Genomic DNA, 18,525 nt, shown 5'->3' on the forward strand with positions numbered 1-18,525 from the left:
CCGCATCGGCGTCACTTCCTCGTGGGACCTCCCTCTCATCCGGCACCCCTGGCACAACACGTGCGCATAGACTCCCTCGCGTGACACGTCGCGGGCCGGTTGGCAATATGGCCCGAGCGGTCGGCAAGGTGCGGTAACAGGGAGGAAGCGTCTCGTGAGCAGCAGGCCATCCCGAGGCGCTGCTCGCCTCGCAGCCATACTCGACGCTCTGCCGGACGCGTTGGTCCTGGTCAACGCCAACGGAACCGTCGTCAACGCCAACACCATCGCGCTGGAAGCCTTCGAGGCGCCCGGCACCGCGCTCGTCGGGCGCGGGCTGCTCGATCTGCTGCCCGAGTTCGACTCGCGGCTCATCCCGGGCTCCATGCGGCGCCCCGGCCAGCGGGACCCGCAGGGCCGGACCAAGCCGGCGCGGATGGTCGCCCGGCGCACCGACGGGGGCGAGTTCCCGGTCGAGGTCACCAGCGCGAACCTGGAGAACGGGCAGCAGGCGTACGACGGTTACGGATACACGGGCGACGAGCTGCTGATGATCGTCGTCCGGGATCTGTCCGGGACGGTCGACACCGAGGCGGAGCTGGCCCGCTCGCAGCGGCAGACCGAGATGATCCTTCGGGCCGCGTCCGAGGGCGTCGTCGGCACCGACACCGACGGGCGGATCGTGCTCGTCAACCCGGCGGCCGCGCAGATCCTCGGCTACCGGGCGGGCGAGCTGGGCGGCAAGGAGCTGCACAACCTCGTCCTGCACTCGCGAGCCGACGGCTCCCCCTTCCCGTACGCGGAGTCGCCGCTCGCCGACACCCTGCGCTCCGGGCGCAAGCACCGGGTGCGCGGGCAGGTGCTGTGGTCCAAGGGCGACCACCAGGTGCCGGTCGACCTGACCACCGCGCCGGTGCGCGACGGGGACCAGCTGGTCGGCGCCGTGATGACCTTCACCGACCGGCGCCCCTTCGACTCCCTGGTGGACGAGAAGACCACTCTGGAGCAGGCGCACGCCGAGCAGCTGGAGAAGCTCTCCGAGGAGCACGCCTCCGACCTCACCGCCCTGCGCCGGCAGCACGCCACCGAGGTGGAGCAGCTGCGCGAGAAGTACGACGCCGAGCTGGCGGAACTGCGTGAGCAGCACGCGGAGGAGCTGGCGGCGGGCGAGGAGCGGTACGCCGCGCTCGGCGAGCGGGAGAAGGACCGGTACGAGGCGCTGGCCGGGCGGCACGAGCAGCTGCTCACCCTGCTCGCCCGGTCGCTGCGCGGTCCCCTGGACGAGCTGCGGCGCGAATTGGCCGCCCTGGCCGCCGACGACGCCGGGCAGCTGTGGCCCGAGGCCAACCAGGTGCTGCACCACCTGTCCGCCGGGTACTCGCGGATCACCGCCCTCATCGACAACGTCCTCGCCTACCAGCGGATCGACACGGGCACCGAGGACATCACCCGCACGAAGGTGATGCTGGACGCCGTCGTCGCCGCCGGTGTCGACGGCGCGGTGGAGCTGATCGGCCCCGGCCGGGTCCAGTTCGCCGTGCACGCGCCGCCCATCGAGGCCGAGGTCGACCCGCAGCGGCTCGCCACCGCGCTCGCGCACCTGGTGGCGGACGTCGCGGGCGTCGACGCGACCGGCAACGCGCCCGTCTCGACGGGCGGTTACCTCGACAACACCGTGGTCGTGGCGGCCGCGCAGCGCGGTTCGGTCGCCCGGATCGAGGTGCGCGGGCCGTACGCCGGCGGAGACCCGGTGCACGAGCCGATCGTGCGCGGGATCGTGCGCGCCCACGGCGGTGTGCTCCAGACGCACGAGGTGCCGGGCATGAGCGGCAACGCGTACGTCCTGGAGGTGCCGCTCGGGGACGGCGCGGGGGCCGTCACGGCACCGTCCGCGCAGATGGAGCTGGCCGGGCCGGACACGGCGCGGGAGACCTTCGACGGCGCCCGCCGGCGGGCCCGGCGGGGGTCCACGGACGCGTTCCTCGACGCCGACCTGGCCGGTTCGGGCACGCCGTCCGATGACGGGTCCGCGCCCACCGGACGCCGCCGCAGGCGCGCGGCCGGGCCCGCCGACGAGACGACCGAGGTTCCGGCCGAGGCCACGCAGGGCGCGTCCGGCGGTACCGGGCGGCGCCGCGGGCGGCCCGCCGAACTCGATCCCGCGCGTGCCGACGCCGGTGCCGACGGGGTGAGCGAGGGGGCCGTGGTGACCGCGGCCGAGCATGCCGCGGGGGCCGCCGCCTCCGGTACGGGGCTCGGCGGCGCCGTGCCGCCGGGGGGCGTGCCCGCGCCCGCCGGGCACCACGCCCGCCCCGGCACCGAGCCGGCTCCGCAGACCGCGCTGCCCGCCGCCCTGCCGCCGGCCGGGGGCGAGGGCGCGCCGGGGGCCGAGGGTGCGCCGGGTGACGGGGATGCCGCCGAAGCGGCTCAGCCCACCGGGCGGCGGCGCCGTGCGCTGGCCGCCGCGGCCGAGCGCGCCGCCGCGCAGGAGACGGGGGCGCGTACGGTCTTCGCCCTGCCGCCCGCCGCGGCCGACCGCGCTCCGCAGGAGGAGCCGGCGGCACCGGGGACCGGGCCCCTGCCCGTACAGGCGCCGCCGACCGGCGCGGCCGTGCCCGGCGAGGAGGGCCGGCACGACGCCGTACCGCCGAGCCAGGCCGAGGACCACACTCCGCCGCAGCCGCATCCCACGACCGCGCCGACCGGTCGGCGCCGCCGCGCGGTGGCGGCTCCGGCCCAGACCGCGCAGACCGCGCCCGCCGCCCAGGCCGCCGACTCCGGTACGGCGCCGGGGGCTCCGGCGCAAGCCGCCGCGGCGCAGGCTCAGCCTCAGGCACAGGCCACGAACGGGCAGGGCATCGCTGTCCCCGTGCAGGCCCCCCGCCCGGTGGCCCCGGGGCAGGCCATCCCCGGGACGGCCCTGCCGGCACAGACCCGGGGCACGGACGGCCGGGGCGTCGCCCTCCAGGCCGGCCCCCCGGTCGCCGTGCCCGCGTCGGCTCCGATCGCCCCGGGCGCGCCGGCCGCCACCGCGACGCCCGCGGCACCCGCCGCGCCGGCCGACCCGGCCGCGCCCCAGGCAGCCCCGCCGGTTGTCGGCCGGCCCGACGCGGCGCCGGCCGCCGCTCCGGCCCCGCGGCCGCCCGCGGCCGAGCAGGCCGCTCCGGCCACCGGTGCCCCCGCCGCGCGGCCGCTCCCGCTGCCCGCCGAGACCGCCGACCCGCCGAGGCCCGCCTCGGCCCCCGGCACCCCCGTACCCGGGGCGCCGCAGCCGCCGCGGTCGGCGCAGCCCGCCCCGCCCGCCGGTACCGCCGTACCCCCGCAGGCCGCGACTCCGGCCGCCGGGACCCCCGTACCGCCGGCGACCCCGGCGAGCGGCACTCCTCTTCCGGCCGCTCAGCCGCAGCGGGCCGCCCAGCCGTTGCCGCTGCCCACCGAGGCCGGCGGGAGCGGGCCCGCGTACGACCCCGACTCCACCCAGGGCCGGGCCATCAGCGTGCGCACGCTCGGTCAGGGCGTGCCGTTCGCGCGGCAGGTCGCGCAGGCGACGCCGCCGCCGCACGCGCCGGGTGGTTCCGGGCGGCGGCGCAAACTCGGGACGCCGCCCGATCCGGCCGCGCGCCAGGATGCGTCCGGCGAGGCGGTGCCCGCACAGCCGTCGTCGCTGCCCGGGTCGTCACGGATCGCGCCGGGAACCGAGGGCGGCGGACGGTCGTACGCCATCGGCGCGCCGGACGCGAACGCGGCCGAGGGACCCGAGCCGCTGGACGGTCCCGGCGGTGCCGTCGAGGTGTCGGACACCCCGCGGCCGCAGCCGCTGGACGACGAGCTGCCCCCGGAGCCGCTGGACAACCCGCGCCGGCTGCTGGTGTGGCCCGCGCCGGACGTGACCACGCAGGCGGCGCTGAGCGAGCGCGGCTACCGGCCGGTGATCGTGCACTCGCGCGAGGAGGTCGACGCGCAGATCGCGGCCTTCCCCGCCGCGCTGTTCGTGGACCCGCTGACCGGCCCGATCACGCGTACCGCCCTCCAGTCGCTGCGCCAGGCCGCCGTCGCCGCCGAGGTGCCGGTGCTGGTCACGGCGGGGCTCGGCCAGGCGACCCGGGAGGCGGCCTACGGCGCCGACCCCGCCGTGCTGCTGAAGGCGCTCGCCCCGCGCGACAGCGAGCAGCATCCGCCGCGGGTGCTGCTGATCGAGGAGCACGAGGAGATCGCGCTGGCCCTGACCGCGACGCTGGAGCGGCGCGGGATGCAGGTGGCGCGGGCCGCGAGCGACGGCGACGCGGTGGCGCTGGCGGGCCGGTTCCGGCCGAACCTCGTGGTGATGGACCTGATGCGGGTGCACCGCCGGCAGGCCGGGATCGTGGACTGGCTGCGCGCGAACGGGCAGCTGAACCGCACCCCGCTGGTCGTGTACACGGCCGCCGTCGAGCAGGCCGACCTGCCCCGGCTGGCCTCGGGCGAGACGGTGCTGTTCCTCGCGGAGCGGTCCACCAGCACCGAGGTGCAGTCGCGGATCGTGGACCTGCTGTCCCGGATCGGCACCAACTAGCCGACGGCGAACGCCACGGGGGAGGGGCCGGGCTGCTCTGCCCGGCCCCTCCCCCGTGCCCCGCGGCTCCCGTGCCTCAGAGCCGGGTGACGTCCAGGTCCCCGTCCGCGTAGCGCCGGCGCAGCACCTTCTTGTCGAACTTGCCCACGCTCGTCTTCGGCACCGCCTCCACGATCGTCCAGCGCTCGGGCAGCTGCCAGCGGGCGATGTGGGCCTCCTCGGCGAGGAAGGCGCGCAGGGTCTCGAAGTCGGCGCCCGCGCCCTCCCGCAGGACGACCGTGGCCAGCGGGCGCTCGCCCCACTTGTCGTCCGGTACGGCCACCACCGCGGCCTCGGCGACGTCCGGGTGGGACATCAGCGCGTTCTCCAGCTCCACGGAGGAGATCCACTCGCCGCCGGACTTGATGACGTCCTTGGCGCGGTCGGTGAGGGTGAGGAAGCCGTCCGGCGAGATGACACCGACATCGCCTGTCTTCAGCCAGCCGTCCGCGCTGAACTTGTCGGCGGGGCGCAGGGGTTCGGCGTCCGGGCCGTTGTAGTAGGCGCCCGCGATCCAGGGGCCGCGCACCTCCAGCTCGCCGGCCGACTCGCCGTCCCAGGGCAGGCGTTCGCCGTCCGGGCCGGTGAGGCGGGCCTCGACGGAGGCCGGGAAGCGGCCCTGGGTGAGGCGGTAGCCGAACTCCTCGTCCGTGCCGAGGGCACCGGCCGGCGGGCGCGCCACCGTGCCGAGCGGGGAGGTCTCCGTCATGCCCCAGGCGTGCACGACCGGCATGCCCAGCTCGTCGAAGGCACGCATCAGGCCGGGCGGGCAGGCCGAGCCGCCGATGGTGACATGGGTGAGGGTGGAGACGTCACGGGGCCGGGCGAGCAGCTCGCCCAGCAGGCCCTGCCAGATGGTGGGCACGGCGGCGGCGTGGGTCGGCCGCTCCCGCTCAATCATCTCGGCAAGCGGCGCGGGCTGCAGGAAGCGGTCCGGCATCAGCATGTTGACGCCGGTCAGGAAGGTGGCGTGCGGCAGGCCCCAGGCGTTGACGTGGAACTGGGGGACGACGACGAGCGAGGTGTCCTTGTCGGTCAGGCCCATCGACTGGGTCATCTGCACCTGCATGGAGTGCAGATAGATCGAGCGGTGGCTGTAGACCACGCCCTTGGGGTCGCCGGTGGTGCCGGAGGTGTAGCACATGGCTGCGGCCTGACGTTCGTCCAGGTCGGGCCAGTCGTAGCCGGTCGGCCGGTCCGCGATCAGCTCCTCGTACTCGTGGACCCGCGCGGTGGCGCCGGCCAGCGGGGCGCGGTCGCCGGGGCCGGTGACCACGATGTGCTCGACGGTCTTCAGCTGCGGCAGCAGTGGGGCGATCATCGGGATCAGGGAGCCGTTGACGATGATCACGCGGTCGGCGGCGTGGTTGACGATCCACACCAGCTGCTCGGCGGGCAGCCGCAGGTTGAGGGTGTGCAGCACCGCGCCCATGGAGGGGACCGCGAAGTACGCCTCGACGTGCTCGGCGTTGTTCCACATCAGGGTGGCCACGCGCTGGTCGCCGGTGACCCCGAGGGTGTCGCGCAGGGCGTGCGCCAGCTGGGCCGCGCGGGCACCGATCTCGGCGTAGGAGCGCCGCTGCGGCTCGGGCTCGCCGGTCCAGGTGATCACCTGCGAGGCGCCGTGGACCGTCGACCCGTGGGTCAGGATCCTGGAGATCAGCAGCGGTACGTCCTGCATGGTGCTCAGCACGGAGTCCTCCCGGCGACGGTGCCTACGCGGTAGTAGGGGGGTGCGCTGATTCTGCGCACATACCAGGCGGTATGTCACTAGGTGGAATGTCACTGCGTGCGGAACGGGACGGAAACGGAGCGGAATCGAGATCCGGCGCCCCCGGGTCCTCGTCAGCCGGTGTCCCCGGCCCTCTCGGGCGCTCGCGCCGGCCCCAGCTCCGGGTCCTCCCGCAGCTTGCCGAGCGCCCGCGAGACCGCCGACTTCACCGTGCCCACCGAGACCCCGAGCACCTCCGCGGTCTGGGCCTCGCTGAGGTCCTCGTAGTACCGCAGGACGACCATCGCCCGCTGCCGCGTGGGCAGCTTCATGACGGCCCGCCACATCGCGTCGTGCAGCGCCTGGCGCTCGGCCGGGTCGTCGTCGGGCCGCGGCTCCGGCTCGGGCAGCTCGTCGCAGGCGAACTCGTCCACCCGGCGCTTGCGCCACTGCGAGGTCCGCGTGTTCAGCAGCGCCCGGCGCACGTAGCCGTCGAGCGCCCGCTGGTTCTCGATCCGCTCCCAGGCGACGTAGGTCTTGGCCAGCGCGGTCTGCAGCAGGTCCTCGGCGTCGCAGGGATTCGCGGTCAGCGAGCGCGCGGCGCGCAGCAGGACGGGTCGGCGGGCCCGCACGTACGACGTGAACGACGGGTACGCGGGGGCCGCTGCCGAGGCGCCGGCGCAGACGGGTGTGGTCATGGCTCCACGCTATGAGCGGGTCGCGCGCCCCGGGATCGGCCGCAGGTGCCGAAGCGGGGTCCCTCTCAGGTCGTAGAGCTGGGGGCGGCTCCACCTCCTGGAGGTGGAGCAGGGGTACGCCGGCCCCCGGGTCGCACCCCGGGGCGTTCAGCCGTCCGCCGCAAGGACCAGGCCCGACGTCGGGACCCCGGTACCGGCGGTCACCAGGGTCCGGGCGGCTCCGGGGACCTGGTTCACGGCGGTGCCGCGCAGCTGGCGGACCGCCTCCGCGATGCCGTTCATACCGTGCAGATACGCCTCCCCGAGCTGACCCCCGTGGGTGTTGAGGGGCAGTCGCCGCCCGGCGGTGAAGTCCGCCGCCTCGCCCCGGCCGCAGAAGCCGAACTCCTCCAGCTGCATCAGCACGAACGGGGTGAAGTGGTCGTACAGGATCCCGACGTCGATGTCGGCGGGGGTGAGGCCCGAGGTGCGCCACAGCTGACGGGCGACCGCGCCCATCTCCGGCAGCCCGGTCAGCTCGTCCCGGTAGAAGCTGGTCATCTGCTCCTGGGCGCGGCCCGCGCCCTGGGCGGCGGCCGCGATCACGGCGGGCGGGCGGGGCAGGTCCCGGGCCCGTTCCAGGGAGGTGACGACGAGCGCCTGGCCGCCGTCGGTCTCCTGGCAGCAGTCCAGCAGCCGCAGCGGCTCCACGATCCAGCGGGAGGCGGCGTGTTCGGCGAGCGTGATCGGGCGGCCGTGGAAGTAGGCGGCCGGGTTGGTCGCGGCGTGGGCGCGGCCGGTCACGGCGACATGGCCGAACGCCTCGGGGGTCAGCCCGTAGGTGTGCAGATAGCGCTGGGCCGCCATCGCCACCCAGGAGGCCGGGGTGAGCAGTCCGAACGGCAGCACCCAGCCGAGCGCCGCGCCCTCCGCCGAGGGTTCGCGGTGCTGGACGCCGGCGCCGAATCTGCGTCCCGAGCGCTCGTTGAAGGCGCGGTAGCAGACCACCACCTCGGCCACCCCGGCCGCCACGGCCAGTGCCGCCTGCTGCACGGTCGCGCAGGCCGCGCCGCCGCCGTAGTGGACCCGGGAGAAGAAGGACAGCTCGCCCATCCCGCAGGCCTGGGCGAGGGTGATCTCCGGGCTGGTGTCCATGGTGAAGGTGACCAGGCCGTCCACGTCGGCGGGGGCGAGCCCGGCGTCGTCGAGCGCCGCGCGCACCGCCTCCGCCGCGAGCCGCAGTTCGCTGCGCCCGGAGTCCTTGGAGAACTCGGTGGCGCCGATCCCGACGACGGCCGCGCGCCCGCCGAGGGTGTCCTTCGCGCGCAGGCTCACGGGCGGGCCTCCTCGGGGACGGTCACGGTCACCGTGCCGGTCACATGGGTGCCGAGGCCGTTGGCGCCGACGACGCGCACGGTGGCGGTGTCGCCGTCGACCTCCTCGATCCGGCCGGTCAGCACCATGGTGTCGCCGGGGTAATTGGGGACTCCCAGGCGGATGGCGACCTTGCGGAGGACCGCCGTGGGGCCGAAGTGGTCGGTGATGTACCGGCCCACCAGACCGTTCGTCGTCAGGATGTTCATGAAGACGTCCGGGGAACCCTTGTCCCGGGCCGATCCGGGGTCGTGGTGCACGTCCTGGTAGTCCCGGGAGGCGATGGCGCCCGCCACGATCAGTGTGCGGGTCAACGGGATCTCCAGCGGCGGCAGTTCGCTGCCGGCCGGCCTCACGCCGCCACCGCCCGGAAGACCGGAAGCGTCAGTTCGTCGTCGCAGGCGGCGAATTCCAGCCGCACCGGCATCCCGATGCGCACCTTGTCGTACGGGACCCCGATCACGTTGCTCACCATCCTGACCCCTTCCGCGAGTTGCACCAGGGCGACCGCGTACGGCGGGTCGAAGGCGGGGAAGGGCGGGTGGTGCATCACGACGTACGAGTGGACGGTGCCCTCGCCGCCCGCCTCGAACGTGTCCCAGCCGAGGCCGCCGCAGGCGTTGCAGCCGGGCAGCCACGGGTGGCGCGGGGTGCCGCAGCCGGTGCAGCGCTGGATGAGCAGCCGGTGCTCGGCGACGCCCTGCCAGAAGCCGGCGTTGTCGCGGTTGACGACGGGGCGGGGGCGCCTGCCTGCCGGTGCCTTTGTGCGGGCGGGGGCGTACTTGAGGATGCGGAAGCGGTGGGTGCCCGCGAGGTCGCCGTCCGCGCGGACGTCGGTGCGGGTGGTGACGAAGTGGCCGGTGCCCAGCCTGGTGGTCTTGCGGCCCGACACCGATTCGATCACCGTGTCGAAGGTGATCGTGTCGCCCGGCCGCAGCGGGCGCAGGTACTCCTGCTCGCAGTCGGTGGCGACGACCGAGGTGCAGCCCAGGTCGTCCAGGAGACGCAGCAGCTCGACGTAGGGGCCGGAGCGGTCGCCGTGACCGGAGAGACCGGCCATCGTCCAGGCCTGGAGCATGGTGGGCGGGGCGATGGCGTCGGGCCCGCGGTAGGCGGGGCTGGTGTCGCCCATGGCCTCGCACCAGTGCCGGATCATCGGCAGGTTGACCGGGTCCCGGCCGGTCCCGGTGGCGGCGGCGGGGAGCCCCTCGTACGACGCGAGCCGCGCCTGTCTGTCGTCCGCCCGCATCTCCATGTCCGGCCTCCCGATGCGATGTCCGGTCCTTTCCTCGTTTCTGACTGTCCGTCAGATATGACGGGACTGTCAAGGAGAACGACCGGGACCCTGTCAAGGAGACCGACCGGGACCGACCCTGCGGGCACCCGCGGGACGCGGGACGGACACGCGTCGGCGCGGCGGTACCGAAGCACCGCCGCGCCGATGTCCCGCGTCCCCGGAGCGCGCCCCCTCGGGCCGTCAGACGGGACTCGCCGCGGCAGACCGAGGGAACGGCGGCGCGGCCGCGGCGAGAACACGGGTGGTGCGGATGCCTGCCATGGTGATCCTCTCGGAACCGGGGGCTCGGACCTGGTCGTCCGGCGCCTGGAGCTACGGCCTGGCCGCGACCGCCCGCGGCCCGTGCCGGGGCGGCCGGCCCGCCGCCCCGACCGCCGCGGGCGGTGTCGCGCAGCCGGAGACCTGCCCAGCGGTGCCCGGTGAATCCCTCCGGAGGCCGCGCTTCGCACGCAAGCGTGACCACCGCCCGGCAAACCTCTTTCTTTTTTCGAACGTACGTCCGAACATGGAGTCATGGCCACCATCGACCGGCAGGCCGCGACGCTGGCCCTCGCCCATGCCCTGTCCGCCGCCGAACACGGCCTGGCAGTCCTCCCCCTGTCCCGGACCAAGCTCCCGGCCCTGCGCTCCCCCCACCACGACGACCCCGACCCCGCCTGCCACGGCGAGTGCGGCCGCTTCGGGCACGGGGTGTACGACGCCTCGGCCGACCAGGCGCGCATCCGCGAGATGTTCGCCGCCGCGCCCTGGGCCGCCGGCTACGGCATCGCCTGCGGGCTGCCCCCGTACCACCTGATCGGCGTCGACCTGGACACCAAGTCCGGCACGGATGCCCCGGCCGCCCTGCGCGAGCTGGGCCTGCGCCACCTGTTCACCGTTCCGGACACGGTCGTCGTGCTCACCCCGAGCGGCGGCCGGCACCTGTGGCTGACCGGACCTCCGGACGTCGTCGTACCGAACTCGGCGAGCCGGCTCGCCCCCGGTATCGACATCCGCGGCGCCGGCGGCTACCTGGTGGGCCCCGGTTCCCGCACCGCCCACGGCGCCTACGGCACCCTGCCGGGCACCGCCCGGCTGCCTCCGGCCGCGTGCCCGCCTGCGCTGCTGCGCCTGCTCCTGCCACCCCCGCGCGCCCACCACCACTCCGGCGTCGCGGGCCACGGCCACGGCCGCGGCCTCGTCCACTTCGTGCTCACCGCGCACGCGGGCCAGCGCAACACCCGCCTCTTCTGGGCCGCCTGCCGCGCCTACGAGAACGGCCTCGGCCCCGCCCTCAGCACCCCTCTCACCGAGGCCGCCCGCCACACCGGCCTGAGCGAACACGAGGCCCGCGCGACGATCGCCTCGGCGGCGAGGATGACGGGGCACCGGCCGTAGGCCGCGGATCCGGCGGCACCGGGAAACGGCGGCCGCCCTCCGAGGACACGCGCGCAAGAGAGCGGCCCCCGACCGAATCCAGGTCGGGGGCCGCTCTCTTGCGGTTCTCAGCGCGGAGGCGGTGGGATTTGAACCCACGGTGACATCGCTGCCACGACGGTTTTCAAGACCGTTCCCTTCGGCCGCTCGGGCACGCCTCCCCGCGCCGCCCACCTGGGGCGGAGCGGGGTACAGCGTACCGGCCCGGGGGCGGTCGCGGGGGCGTTGGGGACAACGGCCCCGGTGGGAGGGGAGGTCAGCTGTCGCCGACGCGGGCGCCGAGGGTCAGCTGGGCCGTGTGCTCCTGGCCGCCGCGCTTGTAGGTGATCGTGACCTTGTCGCCGGGCTTGTGGGTCCAGATCTCGCCGATCAGAGTGGGACCGCTGTCGATCACCGAGTCGTCGAGCTTGGTGATCACGTCGCCGGGCTTGAGGCCCGCCCTGGCCGCCGGGCCGTTCGCCTCGACCGCGGCGGCGCCGTTCGCGCCCTGGTCGGTGATCTTCGCGCCGTCCGTGGAGTCCTCCAGCGAGACGGACGCGCCGATCTTGGCGTACACCGGCTTGCCGGTCTTGATCAGCTGCTGGGCGACGTACTTGGCCTGGTTGATCGGGATGGCGAAGCCGAGGCCGATCGAACCGGACTGTCCGCCGGAGCCGAAGCCGCCGCTGCTGCCCGAGGACTGGATCGCCGAGTTGATGCCGATCACCGCGCCCGAGGAGTCCAGCAGCGGACCGCCGGAGTTGCCCGGGTTGATGGACGCGTCGGTCTGGAGCGCGCTCATGTACGACGCCTTGCTCGTGGCGCTGCCGTCGCTGGAGGCCACCGGGCGGTTCTTGGCGCTGATGATGCCCGTCGTCACCGTGTTCGACAGGCCGAAGGGGGCGCCGATGGCGATCGTCTCGTCGCCGACGGCCACCTTGTCGGAGTCGCCGAGCGGCAGCGGGTTGAGGTCGGAGGGCGGGTTCTTGAGCTTGACCACCGCGACGTCGTAGCCCTGCGCGTGCCCGACGACCTCGGCGTCGTACTTCCGGCCGTCGGGGAACGTCGCGGTCAGCTTGCCGCCGTCGAGGGCGTCCGCCACCACGTGGTTGTTGGTGATGATGTGGCCCTGCTTGTCGAAGACGAAGCCGGTGCCGGTGCCGCCGTCGCCGTTGGAGCCCTCGGCCTCGATGGTGACGGTGCTGGGCAGCGCCTTGGCGGCCACGTTGGCGATGGTGCCGGGCGCGCGCTTGACCTGGGCCGCGCCGTTGTCGGACGCGGAGACGGTGGTGGAGCCGCCGTTGTCGTTGTTCCTGGCCAGGGTGTAGCCGAGGCCGCCGCCCAGGCCGCCCGCGACCAGCGCGGCCACCAGGACCGCGGCGAGCAGGCCACCGCGTCCGCGCGGCTTGGGGGCGGGCTGCTGGTACGACGCTCCCCAGGCACCGCCGCCACTCGCACCACCCGCGCCGTCGGCATAGGCGGGCGTGCCGGGCGGCGGGGGCGGCCAGGCGCCCTCGGGGCCGGCGACGGGAGGCTGCGGGGCGGCCCCGGGAACCGGCGGCAGCGGGGCGGTCGGCTCGGTGCCGCCCTGGGCCGTCGGGTAGCCCTGGCCCGCGGGGGGCGCCTGGTGCGTCTGGGGGGCCGGGGCGGCCTGCCCCGGCTGCTGGTCCGCTCGGTGCCCCGGGCCCGCCGGCCCCTCGGTCCCCTCCGGCGCGGTGTGTGCCTGCGGGGACGCGTCGGGAGAGGCCACCGGCACGGGAGGTGCGGACGGGGCCGGGGGTACCGCGTTGCCCTCGTTCTCGGTGCTCACAGCTCTACTCCTCGATCCACGGCTGTTTGTCCTCGGTCGCGCTCGGTCACGTTCGTGCACGCTCGGCGGCGCGTGCGCGCTGGTCGTGGCCTGTCACGATGCGGCTGCGCATGGTCCTGCGTTCACTGTTCCAGTTTGTATGCAGTCAGCTTTTCCCACGGGCCGTCAGAGCACCATAAGCCGTGGCTGTGGGTCCGAGGCCAGCCCTTACAAAGGGCATTCAATAAAAAAGCTACATAAACCAGTACTTCGTGTGCCACCGTTCGCCGCCCGGACGCACGAGCGCCGTCCCGCGTACCCCGTAGGGGTGGCACCATGACGCGGTGACCACCCAAGCACCACAGCTCTCCGTCCAGGTCGTCGCCCACCGGGGCGCCTCCGAAGACGCACCGGAACACACCCTGGCCGCCTACCGCAAGGCGATCGAGGACGGCGCGGACGCCCTGGAGTGCGACGTCCGGCTGACCGCCGACGGCCACCTGGTCTGCGTCCACGACCGGCGGGTGAACCGCACCTCCAACGGCCGCGGCGCCGTCTCCGCCCTGGAGCTGGCCGACCTCGCCGCCCTGGACTTCGGCTCCTGGAAGACCGGCGAACCGTATCGCGGCCGGGTCGAGGAGCCGGACTGGGAGCACCGCCCCGAGGACCGCGAGGAGACCTCCGTCCTCACCCTGGAGCGGCTGCTCGAACTCGTCGCGGACTCCGGGCGGCGCATCGAGCTGGCCATCGAGACCAAGCACCCCACCCGGTGGGCGGGCCAGGTCGAGGAGAGGCTGCTGGGCCTGCTGGGCCGGTTCGGCCTGGCCGCGCCCGCCACGGCCGCCGGGTCGCCGGTGCGGATCATGAGCTTCTCGGCGCGCTCGTTGCACCGGGTGCACGCGGCGGTGCCGACCTTGCCGACGGTCTACCTGGTGCAGTGGCTCTCGCCCCGGCTGCGCGACGGACGGCTGCCCGCGGGCGTGGGCATCGCGGGCCCCTCGGTGCGCATCCTGCGCAACCACCCCGGATACGTGGAGCGGCTGAAGCGGGCCGGTCACCAGGTGCACGTCTGGACCGTGAACGAGCCCGAGGACGTCGACCTCTGCCTCGAACTCGGCGTCGACGCCATCATCACCAACCGCCCGCGCGCGGTGCTGGACCAGCTCGGCCGCTGACCTCCGCCGCCGGCACCCGGCCGGCAGCCCGCCGCCGGCCGCCGGAGTCGTCACGGGGAGTGCTCCGGCGCGTTCGCCGCGTGTGCGCGCGTGTCGAATGCGTCACCGGAAGGGGATTGGCCGGTTTCCGGCACAGATCACTGGGGCATCCACACCGTGGCGTGGGGTGAAGGAGGTCTCGGGGGTGGCGTTGGTGGTGGCACAGGAGGTGCCCACGTCGTCGTGCATGGCCGTACCCCATGGCCCTGCGGGCGTGGGGGACGCGAGGCGCCGGATGCGCGCGCAGCTGCGCGGCGGAGGCGTGGCGGAATCGGTGGTCGACGATGCCGTACTGATCCTTTCCGAACTGCTGAGCAATGCGTGCAAGCACGGCCGGCCACTGGGCGACACCAGAGCCGGGAGTGACGGCCATGACGTCGGTGACGTGCGGGCCGCATGGCGGGTGGACACGGGCGGGCGGCTCATCGTGGAGGTCACGGACGGCGGGGGCCCGACCCGCCCGGCGCCGGCCACCCCCTCGGTGACCGCGCACGGCGGCCGGGGACTGGCCATCATCACCGCGCTCGCCGACGACTGGGGCGTGCGGGACGGCGTCCGCGGCGAGGTGACGGTCTGGGTGGTGGTCCACGGGGACGTGCACGACCCGGATGCCCGCTGCCGCCGTGATCATGTCACCGCCGCGCTCACCGCGTCGGCGCCGCCGGATCTGTCCGGCCTCGATCTCACGGAGGCGTTCGAGGACCTGGCCTGAAGGGCGGCGCCCCGGGCGGAGGCCGCCGACGAGCGGGGGCGGGCCGGGCGGGTCGCCGGTGTCCGGGGCGGGGCGTGCCCGTGTCCGGGGCGGGCCGTGCCCGTGTCCGGGGCGGGCCGTGCCCGTGTCCGGGGCGGGCCGTGCCCGTGTCCGGGGCGGGCCGTGCCCGTGTCCGGGGCGGGCCGTGCCCGTGTCCGGGGCGGGCCGCCTGCCGCGGGTCACACCGGTGGCCTCCCGCAGCACGTCCGTTGTCCACAGGTTCCCGTCGGCGATGGCGCGAACGGCTAGGCTCCCGCCGTACGAGAAGCGCCGTAACCGGGAGACATCCACGATGGCCAAGAAGCGACCCCAGACGAAGGCCAAGCGCCCGCAGCCGACGGGCGGGGCAGACGGTGCCGTTCCGGTGGTCGGCGGCCGCGAGCCCTGCCCCTGCGGCAGCGGCCGGCGCTACAAGGCGTGCCACGGCCGGGACGCCGCGCACGCCGTCACCGAGCTGGTGCACCGCCCCTTCGAGGGGCTGCCCGGCGAGTGCGACTGGGTGGCGCTGCGCGAGCTGGTCCCGGCCGCCACGGTCGGGCTGACGCTCAAGGACGGCCTGCCCGAGGGCGTCCCCTCGGTCACGCTCGCCACGGTGCTGCCGATGGCCTGGCCCGCGCTGCGCCGCGACGACGGCTCGGTCCTGATCGGCCTCCAGAACGACACGTCGTCCGGTGACATCAGCCGCGACCTCGCCGACACCCTCCAGCGCGCGCTGGAGGCGGAGCCGGGCACCCCGGTGCAGGGCCGGCGCGCCCCCGCCGACGGGCCCCGGCTCCAGGAACTGCTCGCGGCCGAGGGCCCCTTCGAGCCGGTCGTGCACAGCGGCTTCGAGTTCTGGGTGCCGGACGCGGAGAACGCCACCCCGGAGGTCGCCGCCTCGCTGGAGCGGGCGAACGCGGCGGCGATCCCGACGGTGCGGCTGTCCGGCGTGGACGCGGCGTACTGGTGCGAGACCCCGGAGAAGAACCACCTGCGCTGGGTGATGCCCCATCCCGAGGAGCGGCTTCTGGACGCTCTCGCGCGACTGCACGCGCAGGGCCGTTCCAGCCTCGGCGAAGGCACCCGGCTCGTGGGCTCCTTCCGTGCTCACGGGCTCACCGTGCCGGTCTGGGACCTGCCGAGCGAGGTCCGCGCGGAGGATGTGGAGAAGCCGGCCGCCGAGTTCGCCGAGCGCCTGGCCGCCGCCCTCGCCGTCGAGGAACCGCTCACCGCGGAGGAGCGCCGGGCCCGCGGCGGACTGACCAACCGGCAGGTCACGCTCAGCTGACGGTGCCCGCACCGGTGTCACGACTGAATGGTCGGTCAGCCGTGACACCGGGTCGCCGAGGGGTGACTCCTGTCACAACTCCCGGCTCCGGCACGGAAATCGGTGGGAAATCGATGGCCGAATGCCTGAGTCGGAATTTGCGAACGGCCGATCTCTTGTTACCGTTCCAGTAGCCCGGTTGCTGGTGCATCCCCCGTCGCCAGCAACCGGGTCTTTCCATGCCCGCGTCCGGTGTCCGACGCGTCGTGCGATCTCAACTTCCTGCCGTATCAACGGAGTTGCTCCCCGAACGCAGCAGCAGCGCCCCTGCGGGCCCGCGCGCCGCGAACTCCGCGACGGCCGTATAGGCGTCCGCCCCGCCCCGGCTGTGCTCACGGGGGGTCTCACAGGTGGCGGGCTCGTCGTCGGCTCCCGTGTCGCAGCGCGTACGGGTGGTACGGCCGCCGGGGCCCATGAGGCTCAGCTCGGCGTCCAGCGACTCGCCGGTGGCATTGCGGTAGTAGGTCCGCGCCCAGGTGTCCGCGCCCTGGATCAGCACACAGGTCTGCGCCTCGATGCCCTCGGGGGAGCTGAGCTGGGGTCCGCACCGGGCGGCGGTGGCGAGGCCCAGGTCCAGCAGCGCGGGCGAGCGGCCGGGCGCGGCCGAGGGATCCTTGGCGTCGCCGCGCCGTGGCGCGCCCGCCGCGTGCCCGTCGAACACGTCCCGGACCTGCCCGGCGGAGGCCACGGTCAGCGGCAGCACGACGGCGGCCGTCACCACGCAGGCGAGCCCGACGAGATGCGCCCGGCGCGGATCGGCCTTCCCGTAGCGCGCCCGCCGCAGTACGCCCGGCGTCCGCGGGCCGGCCCCGCCGTCGGCCGGCGTCCGGAGGTGGGCCCGGCCGTCCGCGGACGCGCGGGAACCGTCCCCGCCGTCCGCCGACGGCAGCCGATCCGTCCCGCCGTCGTACCCCGGTCCTTCACCGTTCGGGCGTCGGTGTCCCCCGTCGCGTGGCCGACGCGTCCCATGGCCCCCGAGAATTCGCAGCATGGGCGGAACATAACGAGCACAGCGCGCCCGTCCGCACCGTGCGCGCCGGACATCCCTACAACTCGGGCGCGCTCACACCCGTACGAGTGAGGGCGTCGACCACGGCGTCCACCACGGCCTCGACGTCCGGCACCCAGGGGGCGGCCGAACCCGGCAGCGGCGCCCGCTCCCAGCGCACCGTGCCCGCGCCGGTCTCGGACGGGGGCAGCGCGATATAGCCGCCCTCGCCGTGGAAGCGCAGCGAGCCGGGCACGAAGTCCTTGGCGTAGAGCAGTTCGCCCAACTGCTCCATCGAGTAGGGCTCGACGAGCAGCGCCCAGCGGGTGGGCGAGGCGACGACCGGGCCGAGGCGCATGCCCCGCCGGTCGAGCAGGGCGAGGGCCCGGGACGCGGCGAGCGCCGGCAGGCTCACCGCGCAGGGCGCCTTCCCGCCGGTCGCGAGGATGACGGGCGCGCTCGGCCGGTTCGTCCACCACCAGCGCACCATGCGCGCGTCGGTCGTGGCCGCGAGCAGCCCGGGGTCGAAGGGGTGGGCGCCGGGCACCGTGCACTCGGTGTCGGGGCAGCCGCAGCGGCCTCGGCCCTGCGGATCCGGGGCCACGCCCGGGAGTACGGGCCACTGCCACTCCGTCGCGAAGGTCAGGGCCGCGCTGATCGGCTCAGGCTTCCCGTCGTTCCGTCGCTCGGACAGGAGCCTGCGTCGCCTTCCGGGGATCTCGCGCATGAGCGCTCGTTCCTTTCCGTTGCACCGCTGGCAACACCGTGGTCCACATCACAACATGAGTCGATCACTGCACTGTGCGTACCTGGTGGCGCATCACATCCCCGCACACGGCAAGGGATCCCCAGGGGTTCGAACGTCGGCCGCGGCCGCGTCCACGGCACTCAAGGCAGGGCACGGTAGCGGCGTGGGGGTGGCGAAGCATGGCGTTTGCCGTCGCGCGTGGTTCTCTCCGCCTCCGCCACGGGAGGATGGGGCTCGGCCGTCGGTGGCTATGACGCCCGGGTCCGTCGCCAGGTTCCGGGTGGCCCCCAACCACCCCTGGCCTTCTCCGAGTACGTACCCATCACGACCGCTGTGACGCTCCGTGGAACGAGCCCAGTCGACCGCAGCGGACCGTTCCCCCAGGCAGTTTTGAGCCAACTTGACGGTAAGGCAAGGGGTTCCGGGAAATCACTCATCAGCCCCGTGGACACCAGGAATCCCCGCAGGACAATGCTGGACATCCCCTCACGAGTGCGTGTACATGTGGAGACACTGCTAGCGGCGCAGAATCACATGGGGGTTTGCGATGCTTTTGAGCACTGTGCACCGCTCTGAAGGCCGCGCGCCATGAGCGCCCCGCACCCACCGAAAGTGGCCGGAATCGATCCCACTGTTCCCACACCCGCCCACACTGTCGCGCCCGCCCCTCCCGCCCCGGAGGCCACCGCGGGCACGCTCGCGGAC

The 18,525-nt window shown here is 74.5% G+C and carries 13 protein-coding genes and 1 tRNA gene; 5 read left to right on the forward strand and 9 right to left on the reverse strand.

All coding sequences use genetic code 11. The features are described from left to right. The first annotated feature begins 154 nt into the window (after positions 1–154). Positions 155–4,531 carry a PAS domain-containing protein gene (locus VT52_RS27010; RefSeq protein ID WP_079175293.1) on the forward strand — a complete coding sequence of 1,459 codons (4,377 nt, stop codon included), beginning with the start codon at positions 155–157 and terminating at the stop codon, positions 4,529–4,531. A gap of 76 nt (positions 4,532–4,607) precedes the next feature. Here VT52_RS27010 and VT52_RS27015 read toward each other — a convergent pair whose 3' ends face one another. From VT52_RS27015 to VT52_RS27035, 5 genes are all read right to left on the reverse strand, one after another. Further along, the gene (locus tag VT52_RS27015) at positions 4,608–6,263 is read right to left on the reverse strand and encodes a long-chain fatty acid--CoA ligase (RefSeq protein ID WP_046419146.1); all 1,656 of its coding nucleotides are present in this window, start codon (positions 6,261–6,263) and stop codon (positions 4,608–4,610) included. Positions 6,264–6,415: 152 nt separating this feature from the next. Then, positions 6,416–6,979 carry a SigE family RNA polymerase sigma factor gene (locus tag VT52_RS27020; RefSeq protein WP_046419144.1) on the reverse strand — a complete coding sequence of 188 codons (564 nt, stop codon included), beginning with the start codon at positions 6,977–6,979 and terminating at the stop codon, positions 6,416–6,418. Between the two features lie 147 nt (positions 6,980–7,126). Then, positions 7,127–8,293: a lipid-transfer protein gene (locus tag VT52_RS27025; protein WP_046419143.1), complete on the reverse strand. Its 1,167-nt coding sequence runs from the start codon at positions 8,291–8,293 to the stop codon at positions 7,127–7,129. Next, a complete protein-coding gene (locus VT52_RS27030; protein ID WP_107481457.1) occupies positions 8,290–8,688 on the reverse strand; it encodes a hotdog family protein in 399 nt (132 codons plus the stop codon). The genes VT52_RS27025 and VT52_RS27030 overlap by 4 nt, the downstream gene beginning before the upstream one ends. Beyond that, positions 8,685–9,581, reverse strand: a complete 897-nt coding sequence (locus VT52_RS27035; RefSeq protein WP_046419152.1) for a bifunctional MaoC family dehydratase N-terminal/OB-fold nucleic acid binding domain-containing protein — start codon at positions 9,579–9,581, stop codon at positions 8,685–8,687. Before VT52_RS27035 ends, VT52_RS27030 begins: the two co-directional genes overlap by 4 nt. A gap of 561 nt (positions 9,582–10,142) precedes the next feature. Here VT52_RS27035 and VT52_RS27040 point away from each other — a divergent pair. Then, entirely contained in the window at positions 10,143–11,006 is an 864-nt protein-coding gene (locus VT52_RS27040; protein ID WP_046419142.1) for a bifunctional DNA primase/polymerase, read from the forward strand. 113 nt (positions 11,007–11,119) lie between these two features. Here VT52_RS27040 and VT52_RS27045 read toward each other — a convergent pair. Together VT52_RS27045 and VT52_RS27050 are read right to left on the reverse strand one after the other, a co-directional pair. Continuing rightward, positions 11,120–11,206 (reverse strand) — tRNA-Ser (locus VT52_RS27045). A 95-nt stretch (positions 11,207–11,301) separates the two neighbouring features. Continuing rightward, positions 11,302–12,834, reverse strand: a complete 1,533-nt coding sequence (locus VT52_RS27050; RefSeq protein WP_046419140.1) for a S1C family serine protease — start codon at positions 12,832–12,834, stop codon at positions 11,302–11,304. 323 nt (positions 12,835–13,157) lie between these two features. Here VT52_RS27050 and VT52_RS27055 point away from each other — a divergent pair, with 323 nt between their 5' ends. The 3 genes from VT52_RS27055 to VT52_RS27065 all read left to right on the forward strand — a co-directional run bounded on the left by VT52_RS27055 (position 13,158) and on the right by VT52_RS27065 (position 16,045). Next, on the forward strand, positions 13,158–13,988 hold the full coding sequence (locus VT52_RS27055) for a glycerophosphodiester phosphodiesterase family protein (RefSeq protein WP_046419138.1): 831 nt from the start codon (positions 13,158–13,160) through the stop codon (positions 13,986–13,988). A 97-nt stretch (positions 13,989–14,085) separates the two neighbouring features. After that, a complete protein-coding gene (locus VT52_RS27060; protein ID WP_046419136.1) occupies positions 14,086–14,739 on the forward strand; it encodes an ATP-binding protein in 654 nt (217 codons plus the stop codon). A 331-nt stretch (positions 14,740–15,070) separates the two neighbouring features. Next, positions 15,071–16,045: a DUF5926 family protein gene (locus VT52_RS27065; protein WP_046428649.1), complete on the forward strand. Its 975-nt coding sequence runs from the start codon at positions 15,071–15,073 to the stop codon at positions 16,043–16,045. Between the two features lie 253 nt (positions 16,046–16,298). On the opposite strand, the gene VT52_RS27070 is transcribed toward VT52_RS27065, so the two are convergent. Together VT52_RS27070 and VT52_RS27075 are read right to left on the reverse strand one after the other, a co-directional pair. Then, entirely contained in the window at positions 16,299–16,805 is a 507-nt protein-coding gene (locus VT52_RS27070) for a hypothetical protein (RefSeq protein WP_107481459.1), read from the reverse strand. A 325-nt stretch (positions 16,806–17,130) separates the two neighbouring features. Next, a complete protein-coding gene (locus tag VT52_RS27075; protein WP_046428652.1) occupies positions 17,131–17,799 on the reverse strand; it encodes a bifunctional DNA primase/polymerase in 669 nt (222 codons plus the stop codon). Between the last annotated feature and the right edge of the window lie 726 nt (positions 17,800–18,525).

It is taken from the genome of Streptomyces malaysiense (assembly GCF_000980885.2).
In the GTDB taxonomy this organism is placed as follows: domain Bacteria; phylum Actinomycetota; class Actinomycetes; order Streptomycetales; family Streptomycetaceae; genus Streptomyces; species Streptomyces malaysiense.

What these genes read in the sequence shown, in the direction of transcription:
- VT52_RS27020 (WP_046419144.1), bottom strand. Translation starts at nt 6,979, where the DNA reads ATGACCACACCCGTCTGCGCCGGCGCCTCGGCAGCGGCCCCCGCGTAC.
- VT52_RS27035 (WP_046419152.1), bottom strand. Translation starts at nt 9,581, where the DNA reads ATGCGGGCGGACGACAGACAGGCGCGGCTCGCGTCGTACGAGGGGCTC.
- VT52_RS27040 (WP_046419142.1), top strand. Translation starts at nt 10,143, where the DNA reads ATGGCCACCATCGACCGGCAGGCCGCGACGCTGGCCCTCGCCCATGCC.
- VT52_RS27060 (WP_046419136.1), top strand. Translation starts at nt 14,086, where the DNA reads ATGCGTCACCGGAAGGGGATTGGCCGGTTTCCGGCACAGATCACTGGG.
- VT52_RS27065 (WP_046428649.1), top strand. Translation starts at nt 15,071, where the DNA reads ATGGCCAAGAAGCGACCCCAGACGAAGGCCAAGCGCCCGCAGCCGACG.
- VT52_RS27075 (WP_046428652.1), bottom strand. Translation starts at nt 17,799, where the DNA reads ATGCGCGAGATCCCCGGAAGGCGACGCAGGCTCCTGTCCGAGCGACGG.